The 12447-nt window shown below is 71.0% G+C and carries 13 protein-coding genes and 1 pseudogene; 12 read left to right on the top strand and 2 right to left on the bottom strand.

Annotated features, from left to right (window positions below; all coding sequences use genetic code 11):
* Positions 1-15 precede the first annotated feature (15 nt).
* Positions 16-792, bottom strand: a complete 777-nt coding sequence (locus AC061S_RS18105; protein ID WP_478686983.1) for a helix-turn-helix domain-containing protein — start codon at positions 790-792, stop codon at positions 16-18.
* A gap of 42 nt (positions 793-834) precedes the next feature.
* Positions 835-1749 carry a ParB/RepB/Spo0J family partition protein gene (locus tag AC061S_RS18100; protein WP_478686982.1) on the bottom strand — a complete coding sequence of 305 codons (915 nt, stop codon included), beginning with the start codon at positions 1747-1749 and terminating at the stop codon, positions 835-837.
* A gap of 455 nt (positions 1750-2204) precedes the next feature.
* On the opposite strand from AC061S_RS18100, the gene AC061S_RS18095 reads away from it, so the two are divergent.
* From AC061S_RS18095 to AC061S_RS18040, 12 genes and pseudogenes are all read left to right on the top strand, one after another.
* Positions 2205-2792 (top strand): DUF5987 family protein, encoded by a 588-nt coding sequence (locus tag AC061S_RS18095; protein WP_478686981.1) that lies wholly within the window; start codon positions 2205-2207, stop codon positions 2790-2792.
* On the top strand, positions 2789-4450 hold the full coding sequence (locus AC061S_RS18090; protein ID WP_478686980.1) for an FAD-dependent oxidoreductase: 1662 nt from the start codon (positions 2789-2791) through the stop codon (positions 4448-4450). Before AC061S_RS18095 ends, AC061S_RS18090 begins: the two co-directional genes overlap by 4 nt.
* Before the next feature lie 141 nt (positions 4451-4591).
* Positions 4592-5395 carry a TIGR03084 family metal-binding protein gene (locus AC061S_RS18085; RefSeq protein WP_478686979.1) on the top strand — a complete coding sequence of 268 codons (804 nt, stop codon included), beginning with the start codon at positions 4592-4594 and terminating at the stop codon, positions 5393-5395.
* A 98-nt stretch (positions 5396-5493) separates the two neighbouring features.
* On the top strand, positions 5494-6084 hold the full coding sequence (locus tag AC061S_RS18080) for a prephenate dehydrogenase/arogenate dehydrogenase family protein (protein WP_478686978.1): 591 nt from the start codon (positions 5494-5496) through the stop codon (positions 6082-6084).
* A 5-nt stretch (positions 6085-6089) separates the two neighbouring features.
* Positions 6090-6677, top strand: coding sequence for a serine O-acetyltransferase EpsC (gene epsC, locus AC061S_RS18075; protein WP_478686977.1), 588 nt, complete (start codon positions 6090-6092; stop codon positions 6675-6677).
* A gap of 92 nt (positions 6678-6769) precedes the next feature.
* Positions 6770-7726: a cysteine synthase A gene (gene cysK / locus AC061S_RS18070; RefSeq protein WP_478686976.1), complete on the top strand. Its 957-nt coding sequence runs from the start codon at positions 6770-6772 to the stop codon at positions 7724-7726.
* Positions 7723-8958: an ATP-grasp domain-containing protein gene (locus AC061S_RS18065; RefSeq protein ID WP_478686975.1), complete on the top strand. Its 1236-nt coding sequence runs from the start codon at positions 7723-7725 to the stop codon at positions 8956-8958. The genes cysK and AC061S_RS18065 overlap by 4 nt, the downstream gene beginning before the upstream one ends.
* A gap of 63 nt (positions 8959-9021) precedes the next feature.
* A pseudogene (locus AC061S_RS18060) lies at positions 9022-9243 on the top strand (zinc ribbon domain-containing protein); the annotation flags it as partial.
* A 4-nt stretch (positions 9244-9247) separates the two neighbouring features.
* Positions 9248-9805: an AMP-binding protein gene (locus AC061S_RS18055; RefSeq protein ID WP_478686974.1), complete on the top strand. Its 558-nt coding sequence runs from the start codon at positions 9248-9250 to the stop codon at positions 9803-9805.
* Positions 9806-9956: 151 nt separating this feature from the next.
* Positions 9957-10205, top strand: coding sequence for a phosphopantetheine-binding protein (locus tag AC061S_RS18050; protein WP_478686973.1), 249 nt, complete (start codon positions 9957-9959; stop codon positions 10203-10205).
* Between the two features lie 40 nt (positions 10206-10245).
* Positions 10246-11133, top strand: coding sequence for a phytanoyl-CoA dioxygenase family protein (locus tag AC061S_RS18045; protein WP_478686972.1), 888 nt, complete (start codon positions 10246-10248; stop codon positions 11131-11133).
* Positions 11130-12383 carry a cytochrome P450 family protein gene (locus tag AC061S_RS18040; protein ID WP_478686971.1) on the top strand — a complete coding sequence of 418 codons (1254 nt, stop codon included), beginning with the start codon at positions 11130-11132 and terminating at the stop codon, positions 12381-12383. The genes AC061S_RS18045 and AC061S_RS18040 overlap by 4 nt, the downstream gene beginning before the upstream one ends.
* Positions 12384-12447: the final 64 nt, after the last annotated feature.

Here is a 12447-nt window from a genome sequence, read left to right as displayed (position 1 = left end):
CGTGTCTGCTTCCCGTCAGCTCGCGGCGGCCTTGCGCTCCATGGCGTTGAGGCGCAGGTCGAGCAGGGCCATCAGGACGGGGGGCTCCAGGGCGTCCACCGGACGCAGAGTGACCTCGGCGGGCAGGAGCAGCGTGTCGGCGTGCGCGGTGACCGGACCGTACCGGCCCACCGAGACGGTGTCCTGGTCGCCGGTGCCCGACGGCAGGTGCTCGTAGCTGTACGGAACCGAGTGCACGAGCAGGTACCAGGTGCCCGGCGGGATGTCGCGGAGCTCGAAGGAGCCGGGGCCGTCCAGCACGGAGCAGCGGACGGGCTGCCCCTGCGGCACGGGGGTCGGGAAGAGACCCAGGAAGCAGAAGCCGGGGTCGCGGTCCTCGGGGAAGACGATCCGGCCGCGCAGCACGCTGCGCGAGGTGACGCCCTTGCCCGCGGCGTCGGTCTCGATGGCCGGCGCGTATCCGCCCAATTCCCGGAACATGCTCGGAGAAACGCCGACACAGGACTTGAAGCGCGAGCTGAAGGTGCCCACGCTGCTGTATCCGACCTGGCTGCTGATATCGGCGACGCTGAATTTGGTGTCCACCAGGAGGCGCTTCGCCTCCTGAAGCCGCAAAGCAGACAGAAAGCGCCCCGGCGACGTTCCGGTCACATCCCTGAATACACGGGTGAAGTGGAATTTGCTGAACATTGCGGTACGCGCCATGTCGTCAATGGTTAGGTCCTGGCCCAGGTTGACGTGCATATCGTTGATCACCCGGTGGACAGCGCTCTCAATGGCGGTGGAGGTCACCGTTTCTCCCTGTCGTTGAGTAATGGCGTTGCGATGTCCCGGTTACTTCCGGGATTCCGGAGCGGGCTGATGCGTGCCCGCCCCGGAGACGTCCGTCAGCCGGCGGCTGGCCAGCTCTTCCGCGAACCTGCGCCACGCGTGGGAGCACTGGAGAGCGAGCTCCGCCACGGTGGCCGTGGAGTGCGGGGGGACGGATCCCAGCTGCCGGCGCCAGGCGTCGTCCAGGACGAAGTGGGTGTGGAGCCAGCGCAGGAACTGCCGTCCCGACTCCGAGTGCCGCAGTGACGGATCACTCGTGAGTCCGCGCAGCAGGTCCAGGGAGGTCCTGGTCCGTCCCGCGCCGACGCCCGGAGGGCCGGCTCTTCGGGCGGGTACGGCCGCGGTCGTGGCGTCCGGGGAGTCCGGCGCGTGTGCCCGCTCGGGCGTGACCCGGGCGCTCGCACCGGTGGCGTCCGACGGGACGCCGCGGCGCGGAGCGGGAATCGGCGCCTCGCCGCGCAGCAGGCGTTGACGCACGTCGTGAGCGGTGCCGAGGGACAGGCCGGTTTCCCTGACGATGGCCCGTAGGGGCAGGTCGGGCCGGCTGGTCATCAGCTCGGCGGCATGGATGCGCTCGGCGGTGCGGTCCAGGGGGTGGGCCTTGCCGTCGGCGCCGATCCGGGTGTTCGACTGACGGACGTCCTCGGTTGAACTCCGGCGGATGGCCGCGACGGTCTTCGCGTCGAGTCCCGTGTGGGTGGCCACGGCCCGGTCGGACAGGTCGGCGTGCGAGCGCAGGATGCGCTCCGCGGCCGCCTTGCGTTCCGGTGTGGACAGGGGCAGCCCGTGGGCGACGTTCGCGGAGACCGACCGCAGGAAAGAGTCCGCCTCGGGGCCGTCGAAGTAGTGGACCTCGACGCTGTCCTCGCCGCGCAGGACGGCGGCCGCCACCCGGTGCGAACCGTCGACGATCCGCATCGTGGGCCGGTGGACGAGTATCGGAGGCAAAGACGCGTGTATTTCGGCGAGCCGCTGCACGTGACTCGTGTCCACGCCGGCCAGCCGGGGCGAATCCGCCGACCGAAGGGCATCGATGCGGACCCGGTGGGTGAGATTCGTGGGCAGCTCCAGACTTCTGTCCGTGCCTTCCAACTTCTCCCCCCCGTTCAACTCAAGGCATGCACTGTGGCGAGCCGTTCCGGTTGCCGCTTAGGGGCCGAGTGACGGCGGGAAACCTGGATGTCCGAACGACAATAACCGGACGACCCTTTTTTTTGTGAGCGGGAGAGCGGCCTAGCCGCGACTTCGCCTAGTTTCATGACGCAACTCAGTGTTCGGTGAACCGGGCTTCGGTTGGTTGTTTGAAACGACCGTGCAGATCTACCTTCAAGTCACGCCAGCAGGAAAAGCCCACCGAACCGAAGGAGGACGAGATGCAGGCAGTGCAGGAAAGAGCCGAGCGCAGGGTCGAGATCGGACCCGACGCCGCTCTCACGCTCGAGGCCTACGCGGACACGATCGTCCCCGGTGAGAAGCGCTGGCCCGGAGACCGGGCCGTGGCCGGGGTCTCCACCGGTGGCGGCGCGGTCGCCGCCGGCGCCCTGGAGCTGCTTCGCTGGGACGCCACCGGCGTCCACGACGGTCTCGAGGACCTCGCGAACCTGGTCAACGACCACACCCGGGCCTACGCCGCGCTGCGGGAGATGGTCCTGGACGAGACGGTGCCGCCCTTCGTGGCCCTCGGCTACGAGGACCGGGTGCAGCTGATCGTCGACCTCACCACTCCGGGCCACCCGGAGAAGGACTTCTGGGTCCTGCTCTCGCTCTTCTGCAACATGGCCTTCGACTCGGCCGCGCACCTGCACACCGCCCAGGCGCTCGAAGACGACCACCCCGGTCTCGTGGCGATGGGCATCAGCAAGCCCGACGCCGACGGCCTGTGGAGATTCCAGGACTTCGGCTACGGCCGCCAGCTCGCCGACCTCCACCCCGACACCACGCCCTGCGGGAGCCCAGCATGAGCAACACCATCGAGAAGACGGACGTCCTGGTCATCGGCAGCGGCTTCGGTGGCGCCATCGCGGCCTACCACCTCGCCGCGGGCGGTGCGAAGGTCACGGTGCTGGAGCGCGGACCCTGGCTGGAGAGCAAGGACTTCGAGCACGACTACAAGCTCGGCTCCTCCTACACGCGGGCCTTCGACTTCGTCGTCGGCGACGGGATGAGCGTGCTGGGCGGCAACTGCGTCGGCGGCGGCAGCGTCGTCTACTTCGCGGCCATGCCCCGCGCCCCCAAGTTCGTCTTCGACCGCAAGGGAAGCATCGGCCGCCGCATGTGGCCGAAGGCGGTGAGCCGCGAGACCCTCGACCCGTGGTACGACCGGATCGAGGAGTCCCTCTCCGTCACCAAGCAGGAGTGGAGCGACGTCTCCTACGCCGGCGGTCTGTGGGCGGCGGCGTGCAACCACTCCGGGCGCACCGCCAACCCGCTCGCCGTGGCGATCGACAACTCCAAGTGCACCAACTGCAACTTCATGATGGCCGGATGCCGCTTCGAGGCGAAGCAGTCGCTCACGGTCAACTACCTCCCGGCAGCGCTCGCCCACGGCGCGGAGATCCGCCCCCTGCACGAAGTGCAGTACCTGGCGCGGACCCCCGAGGGCGACTACCGGGTCCACTACAACATCGTCGACGACACGGACTACCGTTTGCAGAACGGGTCCGGAGTCATCGAGGCCAAGATCGTCGTGATGGCGGCCGGAGCCGCTGCCACCCCGGTCATCCTCCAGCGCAGCGAAGCCCACCTCGGCGCGATGCCGCACGCCGTCGGACGCTACTTCTCCGGCAACGGCGAGCGGCTCAACACCGCCATCCTCAACGAGGACAAGGTCGCCGAGATCCTGGGACTGTCCCGCGGGGACGGCCAACTGCCCTACGGCGCCAACGCGATCGGCAAGGGCCCCACCGTGGCCAGCTGGGACAAGCTCGACGGCTCCCTGCCCGAGTACTCCCGCTACTCCCTGGAACAGCTCTACTTCCCGCCGGGCCTGGGCACGATCCTCGCCCAGGCACCCGACGCCACCGGGCCGACCTGGTTCGGCAAGGAGAAGAAGGAGATCCTCAAGAACTGGAAGTCCTGGCTCACCATCTTCTCGATGACCGAGGACGACAACGAGGGGGTCTTCGGCCCGCCTCCGGCCACCGGAAACGCCCACCGCATCTCCCAGCAGATGCTCGGCCGCGGCAACCTCTCGTACCAGCCGACGAAGAACACCTGGCACGGCTGGAACCAGTCCGACGCCGAGGTGAAGGAGATCATGGAGAAGGACGGCCTCGCCAAGGTGATGCCGTGGACCAACGACCTCGTCGGCGCCTACACCGTGCACCCGCTGGCCTCCGTCCGCATGGGCGACGACCCCGAGACCTCCGCTCTCGACGACACCAACGAGCTGCGCGGCCACGCCGGCATCTTCGTCACCGACGGCTCCGCCGTCCCCGGCGCCCTGACCGTCAACCCGGCCATGACCATCGCTGCCGTCGCCGAGCGCGCCGTCCCCAGCATCGTGGCCGCGGCCCAGCGCAGGGGTGTCGCGGTGACCTACGGAGCTCCGGCCCCGACCGGTTTCAAGAGCGGCCGCAAGGGGGTCCTTCCCCTGCTGCCCCAGCTGGTCTCCGCCTAGCCAACCCGCCCCTCGGGGCGCGCTTTTAGCGCTGATCAGTGAGTTGCTTCAAGCAACTCTGCACGCCTCATCAGTTGCTTCAAAAAACTCTGCACGTCCACTCAGTTGCATCACACAACCCATCAGGAAAGTGAGTACGACATGTCGCTCAACGACGTACTGAAGGCCCTCGCCGCGGACATCGACGAGGTCGAGAACCTGGTCCGGAACATCGACGAGGCCGACTGGGCCAAGCCGACCCCGGCGCCCGGCTGGAGCATCGCGGACCAGATCGCCCACCTGACCTTCATCTTCCGGCTCGCCAAGACCGCGGCCGCCGACCCGGACACCTTCAAGGGCATCGCGGCCAAGGCCTCGCAGAACTTCGACGGCGCGGTCAACGCGGCCCTCCAGCAGTTCAACGGCTTCCCGCCGAAGGAGCTGCTCGCCCGCTTCCGCAGCGAGGGCGACGCCTCGGTCGAGGCCCTGGCCGCCGTCCCCGAGAACTCGGTCGTGCCGTGGCTCGTCAACCCGCTGCCGCCGCACGTCCTCGCCTGTGCCGGAATCATGGAGCTCTTCGGCCACGGACAGGACATCGCCGACGCCCTCGGCGTCCGCCGCGAGCCCACCGAGCGGCTCCGCCCGCTGGTCCAGTTCGCCGTCCTGACCCGCGACTTCGGCTACCTCGCCCACCAGCTGACCCCGCCGGCCGAGCCCTTCCGCTTCGAACTGACCTCTCCGGTCGGCGACGTGTGGACCTTCGGCCCCGAGGACGCCACCCAGAAGATCACCGGCCCCGTCCACGACTTCTGCCTCCTGGTGACCCGCCGCCGCCACCGCGACGACCTCGCCCTGGTCGCCACCGGCGAAGAGGCCGACCGCTGGCTCGACATCGCGCAGGCCTACCGCGGCCCCGCCGGTGAGGGCCGTACGCCGGGCCAGTTCGCGGACCAGTGCTGCGACTGACCGGGCTCCCGGCCACGAGCCGGGTCCCCCACCGACCGCCGGTCCCCGCACCCCGGGACCAGCCCGACGCCATCGGCCGAAGCCCACCAGGAGAGACCATGACGAGCACGCCACTGCGCAGCGTCACCGTGATCGGCTGCGGAGCGACCGGTACCTCGATCGCCCTCGCCCTGACCCGCGCCGGGGTCGACGTCGCCCTCGACGACAGCGACCCCCGGGCGCTGGACCGCGCCCTGCGCGCCGGAGCCGGCACCCTGCTCCTCCCCGGCGACCCGCCCGCCGACGTGGTGGTCGTGGCCACCGACCCGGGCAGCGCCGCCGACGTCCTCTACGAGGCGCAGGCCCGCGGACTCGGCCACGCCTACACGGATGTGGACGGCACCGACGAGTCGATGTGGCAGGAGATCCTCCTGCGGGGCTGCGACCAGTTCGCCTACGTCCCCGGCCGCCCGCCGGGCGCCCCGCGGACCGTAGAGCCCGAGGCCGTCGCGGCCGACCGCTTCGAGGGCCGCCCGTGGCTCCTGGCCCCCGGCCCCGCCACTCCGCCCGAGGCCGTGGCCGCAGTACGGGAACTCGTCGCCCTGTGCGGCGCGATCCACCGCCGGCCGCCGGCCGCCACCCCTTCCCAGAGCGTCACCTCCTGCGCCCGGCAGGTGGCCGTCGAACGCATCGCGCACCCGAGGAGCTGACCAACATGTACGCACAGTCCGGACTGCTGAGCATCATGCGCGAGGACCTGGAGGTCATCGTCGCCCGCGACCCCTCCATCGACAGCCTCTGGGAAGCCCTGCTCCACCCCGCACTGCCGGCCCTGTGGACCCACCGCGTGGCCCACCGGCTCTACCGCCGCGGCCTGCGCACCGCCGCCCGCCTCCTGTCCCGCTCCGCCCGCCGGAGCACCGGGGTCGAGATCCACCCCGGGGCCGTCCTCGGCCGCCGCGTCTTCATCGACCACGGCGCCTCCGTCGTGATCGGCCAGACCGCCCGGGTCGGCAACGACGTGACGATCTTCCAGCAGGTCACCCTCGGCGCCGTCGGCTGGTGGAGCGACAACGCCCTTCCCGCCGGCCGCCGCCGCCACCCCACGATCGGCGACGGAGTGGTCCTCGGGGCCAACGCGACCGTGCTGGGACCGGTCACCGTCGGCGAGCGCGCACTGATCGGAGCGATGGCCACCGTCACCGAGGACATCGCCCCCGGCGGCCGGGTCTACGCCCCCCGCTCGGTCATCAAGCCGGCCGCGCTGCCCACCCCCGTCCGCCTCCTCGCCGAGGCCTTCTAGTGGTGACCGCCACGGTGCTCGCCGCCCACCGCCCCTTCCCCGCCGCCCGTACATCCGCCCCCGCAACCGCACACCCGCACAGGAGCCCCGCCGTGACCACCGCGACCGCACCCGCAGAGACCCGTATCGCCGCCGGCGTCGAGGAACTCATCGGCAACACCCCGCTGGTGCGCATCGCCGTCGCGGACGCCGACCCCTCGGTGCGCGTCCTGGGCAAGCTGGAGTCGGCCAACCCGTACGCCAGCGCCAAGGACCGGGCCGCCCTGTACATGATCCGGGCCGCTGAACAGCGCGGTGACCTGGTCCCCGGCGGTACAGTCATCGAAGCCACCTCGGGCAACACCGGCATCACGCTCGCCGCACTGAGCGCCGTACGCGGCTACCGCTGCATCGTCGTCCTGCCGGACAGCGCGACCAGCGAGCGGATCGGCCTGCTCGGCGCACTGGGCGCCGAGGTCGTGCACACCCCCGCCGCCGAGGGCTTCGCCGCCGCGATCGCCAAGGCCGAGGAGATCGAGGCCGCCACCCCCGGCTCCTGGTACATGCGCCAGCACGACAACTCCGACAACGTCCGTGCGCACTACGAGACCACCGGACCCGAGATCTGGGCCGACACCGGCGGCCGGGTCGACGTACTGGTCGCCGGAGTCGGCACCGGCGGCACCCTGACCGGCGCGGGCCGCTACCTGCGCGAACGCAACCCGGACCTGGAGGTCGTCGCTGTGGAGCCGGAGAACTCCCCGGTGCTCTCCCAGGGCTACGCCGGAGCGCACCGCATCCCGGGCCTCAACGGCGGCTTCGTCTCACCCACCACCGACATCTCGCTCATCGACCGCGTCCTGACCTGCCCCGACGAGGCCGCTCTCGGCTCCGCCCGGGCGCTCCTCCGCGAGCAGGGCCTCTTCGCCGGGCTCTCCTCCGGAGCCGCCGCCTACGCAGCCGCCGAGCTCGCCCGCCGTCCCGAGTACGCGGGCAAGACCATCGTCACGATCCTGCCCGACACCGGGGAGCGGTACGTGAGCATCTGGAACGAGAGGACCACCTCATGACCACCACCCTGGTTCTGCACCGCGGATCCCTGCGCGCCAACCCCTACGACCAGTGGCTGGAGGGACACGACTCGAAGATCGTCCTGCTCGGCTCGGCGCAGCAGCTGGCCCTGCACGGCGAGGAACTGCCCACCGAGGCGCCGTACGTGCACGCCGAAGCGCTGCCCGACTACGACTCCGGCTCGAACGTCGCCGAGCGGGCCGCCGAGCTGATCCGCGAGTTCGGGGTGACGGACATCGTCGCCACCCAGGAGTTCGACATCGAGCGGGCGGCGGTGCTGCGCGAGCGGTTCGGCCTGCCGGGACAGCGCCCGGACTCCGCGGTCGTCTACCGCGACAAGTGGGCGATGAAGTTCGCCGCCGTGGCGGCGGGCATCCCGGTCGCCGAGCACGCCCTGATCACCGACCCCGAAGACCTGGGCCACTTCGTCGCCGCCCACGGGCTGCCGGCGGTGGTCAAGCCCCGCCGCGGCGCCCTGTCGGTCGGCGTGGCCATCCTGCGTACGCCGGCCGAGCTGGCCGACTGGATCGCCGCAACCGAGCTCACCGACGAGGCCGGCGAGCCGGGATGGCTCGTGGAGGCGTACGTCGAGGGTTCGATGTGCCACGTCGACGGCACCGTGCTCGACGGCGAGATCGCCACCCTGTGGCCCTCCCAGTACACCTACGTGCTCGCGGACTTCCGGGACCGCAAGGGCCGGGTGGACATCGCGCTCGACACCGCCGATCCGCTGGCCCGCCGGCTGTCGGAGTTCGGCGAGAAGGTACTGGCCGCCTTCGGCGGGCCCGACCACTTCGCCTTCCACATCGAGGTGTTCGTCACCCCCGACGGCGAACTGCTGCTGTGCGAGGCCGCCTCGCGGGCCGGCGGCGCCGGCGTACGCGACGTTCAGCGCGCCCTGTTCGGCTTCGACCCGATGGAGTACCCGGTACGCCGCCAGCTCGGGCTTCCGGTGGAACGCGAGCCGCGCCGCGACCCGTCGCGCATCGCCGGACAACTGCTCTTCACCAAGCGCCCCGGGATCCTCAGCGCCCTGCCCGACCCGGCGAAGATGCCCCCCGGCGTGCTCAAGTACCAGACCTTCGCGCAGGTCGGGGACCGCGTGGAGGACGCCGCGCACTCCGGCGACTTCCTGGCGGCCTTCATCGTCACCGGCACCGACCGCGCCGACTGCGAAGCGCGGATCCGCGAGGTGGAGCACTGGTTCACGGCCGGTCTCGCCATCGGCTGACACTTCGACACCGCTGCCCGCGGCTCCGGAGCCGCGGCGGCCGGGCCGGCGGTGCTCGGCCGCGGCATCCTGCACAAGGTCCCCGCCCCCGGCACCTCCCAACGCTGCTCCGTGTGCGGCTTCACCACGCCCGGCAACCGGGAGAGCCAGGCCGTGTTCGTGTGCAAGAACCCGGACTGCGGCTGGTCGGGCAACGCCGACCACAACGCAGCCTGCAACGTCTTGCACGTGTACCGGATGGGCCTCGCGCTCATCCCGGCTGCCGGAAGGGCAGTCGTCAGGCGCGATCTTGGGGGAGCGCCTGGTCAACGTGTACGGGACGACCGAGATCGGCCACGCCCTGCTCGCCAACAGGGCGGGCTCCGCGCGCGAGTTCACCCTCGGCCGGGTCCTCGCCCCCTACCGGGCCCGGGTGGTCGGCGAGGACGGCCGCGAACTCCCGCCCGGCACCGAGGGGCGCCTGCAGCTGCCCGGCCCCACCATCGGCCCCGGCGTCGCCCGCGGCAGCGACACGCCCCTGCGGCTCGCCCCGCACGCGTGGTACTCCACGAGCGACGCGGCCACCGTCGACGAGGACGGCTTCGTCACCGTCCACGGCCGCCTCGACGACGTGGAGATCGTCGCGGGGCTCCATGTGCACCCGGCCGAGACCGAGGACACGCTCATGGCTCACCCGGCCGTAAAGGAGGCCTTCACCGTGCCCGGGGAACTGCTCGCCGCCGCGCGCTCGGCGCTGACCTGGTACAAGGTGCCCCACGAGGTGACCGTCGTACCCTCCCTGCCCCGCAACCCCACGGGGAAGCTGCTGCGCCGCGGCCTGCGGGCCCTTGCCGCCGGGCATCCGTAGGCGCCTGCCCCGGCGCGGGGCCCGGCCCTGATCCGAGGCCGCGAGCCCGTCCGGTGCCCCGCAATCCAGGAGATGCCCGTCCCCGGAGCGAGGTGTGAAGCTGCCGGGGCACGCCCTGTGGGCGTACCGAACGGGATAGGGAGAAGTGCGCATGAGCACCGATGTGGCCACGGTCGAGACGACGGTCGGAACGATCTGGACGGAGATCCTCGGGGAGCTGTCCGAGGACCAGAAGGACGCGACGTTCTTCGAGGCGGGCGGCGAGTCGATCTCGGCCACCCGCATCGTGTCGCGCGTCGAGGAGGAGCTCGGCGTCGAGATCGAGGTCGGCGACATCTTCGAGGAGGACCCGAACCTGGAGTCCCTCATCCGCATCGTCAAGGCCCGCGCCGCAGGTTAGGCCCGAGGCACGCGAGCGAAGCGGAGAAGGTGAACAGGTGATGGCAGCTCTGCGGCGGGTCGGGCCCGATACCCCCCTCGACGACGTGGTGGAGATCCTGGAGCGGGACGGCGGGGTGATCGTCGAGGACCTCGCCGACGCCGACACCCTGAAGGGACTGTGGGAGGACCTCGCCCTCGACCTGGAGGCCCGCGACTACAGCGGCGACTGGTACAACGGCACCCGCACCCGCCGGGTCTCGTCGATCTTCGCTCGTACCGCCCGGCTCACCCCGGTGGTCACGCACCCGCTGTTCCTCGGTGCGGCACGCAGGATCATGCAGCAGCCCGTGCACGTGTGGATCGGCCGGTCGCGCACCGAGCTCGTCCCGACGGTGCAGATCAGCGGCACGCAGGCGATCCAGATCCACAAGGGCCAGGGCAAGCAGCCCCTGCACCGCGACGACGCGCTGCACCTGCGGCGCCACCCCGGCCCCACCAGCCGGGTCCAGCTGATGCTGGCCATGAGCGACTTCACCGCCGCCAACGGCGGCACGATGGTGATCCCGGGCAGCCACCACTGGGACGACGAGCGCGCCCCGCGCACCGAAGAGGCCCACCCGACGGAGATGCGGGCCGGCTCCGGCCTGATCTGGCTGGGCGGCGTCTACCACGGAGGCGGCAGCAACTCGACGGACACCCCGCGGACCGGCCTGACCATCGCCATCGACCTGGGCAACCTGCGCCAGGAAGAGAACCAGTACCTCGCCGTGCCGAGGGAAGCCGTACTGGCCTACCCCGAGGAGGTGCGGCGGCTGCTGGGCTACGACCGCTGCCCGCCGGGCCTGGGCTGGTACGAGATGGACGATCCGTACCTCGTCCTGGAGAGCGGCGGCCCGGCGTACGCACCGACCGATCCACAGACCACGTCACCTCGGGAGAACACATGACGCAGCGCTGCCCCGTCGCACACACCCTGGACACCACCGGCCAGGACATCCACACCGAAGCCGCCGCGCTGCGCGCGCAGGGTCCCGTCCAGGTGGAGCTCCCCGGCGGGGTCCTGGCCTGGTCGATCAACGACTACGCGACCGTGCGCAAGGTCCTGACCGACCCCATGGTCACCAAGAGCGCCCGCAACCACTGGCCGGACTTCATCGAGGGCCGGATCCGTCCGGACTGGGAGATGATCAGCTGGATCGCGATGGACAACATGGTCACCGCGTTCGGCAAGGACCACATCCGGTTGCGCCGGCTGGTCGGCAAGGCGTTCACCCCGCGCCGCACCGAGGCGGTCCGTCCGCTCATCGTCGGCCTCACCAACCACCTCCTGGGCTCGCTGGACTCCGTGGAGCCGGGCGAGACCGTGGACCTGCGCGAGCGTTTCGCGTACCCGCTGCCCGCCATGCTCGTGGCCGAGCTGATCGGCATGGGCGAGGAGCAGCGCACGGCGACCGCGAAGGTCATCGACATGATGGTGGACACCACCGTCACCCCCGAGCAGGCCCAGGCCGTGCTGGCGAACTGGCGCGGAGCCATGGAGGAGCTGGTCGCGCAGAAGCGCGCCAACCCCGGTGAGGACATCACGAGCGACCTGATCGCCGCCCGCGACGAGGACGGCACGCGCCTGTCCGAGTCGGAGCTGTGCGACACGATCTTCGCGATCCTCGGAGCCGGCTCCGAGACCACCATCAACTTCTTCGACAACGCGATCACCGCGCTGCTCAGCAACCCCGAGCAGCTCGCGCTCGTCCTCTCGGGCGAGGCCTCCTGGGACGACGTGATCGACGAGACGCTGCGCGTCGAGTCGCCGCTGGCCCACCTGCCGCTCCGGTACGCCGTCGAGGACATCGAACTGGACGGGGTGACGATCCCCAAGGGCGACCCGATCCTCGTCAACTACAGCGGTGTCGGCCGCGACCCGAAGCTGCACGGCGACAGCGCCGAGGAGTTCGACATCACCCGCGCCGACAAGGAGCACCTGTCCTTCGGTTTCGGCCCGCACTACTGCCTGGGCGCGGGCATCGCCCGCCTGGTGGCGACGGTGGGCCTGTCCACCCTCTTCGCGCGCTTCCCCGGGCTCAACCTCGCCGTGCCGGCCGAGGAGCTCCAGCCGCTCCCGACCTTCATCATGAACGGTCACCGCGCGCTGCCGGTGCGCCTGACGGCGGACGTCCTGTCCGGCGCCGGCGCCCGCTGACCGAGCACGGGGCCACCACGCAGAGCGGCGGCCCCCCGCTTGAGGGTGGCGCCCCGATGAGGTC

The sequence above is a fragment of the Streptomyces sp. CA189 genome, from assembly GCF_056428985.1.
Note: the sequence above shows the minus strand (reverse complement) of the source record. Positions and strands in the feature narration are given on the sequence as shown.

Excerpts from the sequence above, each read along its gene's own strand:
- AC061S_RS18100 (WP_478686982.1), bottom strand. The coding sequence starts at position 1,749 with ATGCGGATCGTCGACGGTTCGCACCGGGTGGCGGCCGCCGTCCTGCGC.
- AC061S_RS18095 (WP_478686981.1), top strand. The coding sequence starts at position 2,205 with ATGCAGGCAGTGCAGGAAAGAGCCGAGCGCAGGGTCGAGATCGGACCC.
- AC061S_RS18090 (WP_478686980.1), top strand. The coding sequence starts at position 2,789 with ATGAGCAACACCATCGAGAAGACGGACGTCCTGGTCATCGGCAGCGGC.
- AC061S_RS18085 (WP_478686979.1), top strand. The coding sequence starts at position 4,592 with ATGTCGCTCAACGACGTACTGAAGGCCCTCGCCGCGGACATCGACGAG.
- AC061S_RS18080 (WP_478686978.1), top strand. The coding sequence starts at position 5,494 with ATGACGAGCACGCCACTGCGCAGCGTCACCGTGATCGGCTGCGGAGCG.
- epsC (WP_478686977.1), top strand. The coding sequence starts at position 6,090 with ATGTACGCACAGTCCGGACTGCTGAGCATCATGCGCGAGGACCTGGAG.
- AC061S_RS18065 (WP_478686975.1), top strand. The coding sequence starts at position 7,723 with ATGACCACCACCCTGGTTCTGCACCGCGGATCCCTGCGCGCCAACCCC.
- AC061S_RS18050 (WP_478686973.1), top strand. The coding sequence starts at position 9,957 with ATGAGCACCGATGTGGCCACGGTCGAGACGACGGTCGGAACGATCTGG.
- AC061S_RS18045 (WP_478686972.1), top strand. The coding sequence starts at position 10,246 with ATGGCAGCTCTGCGGCGGGTCGGGCCCGATACCCCCCTCGACGACGTG.
- AC061S_RS18040 (WP_478686971.1), top strand. The coding sequence starts at position 11,130 with ATGACGCAGCGCTGCCCCGTCGCACACACCCTGGACACCACCGGCCAG.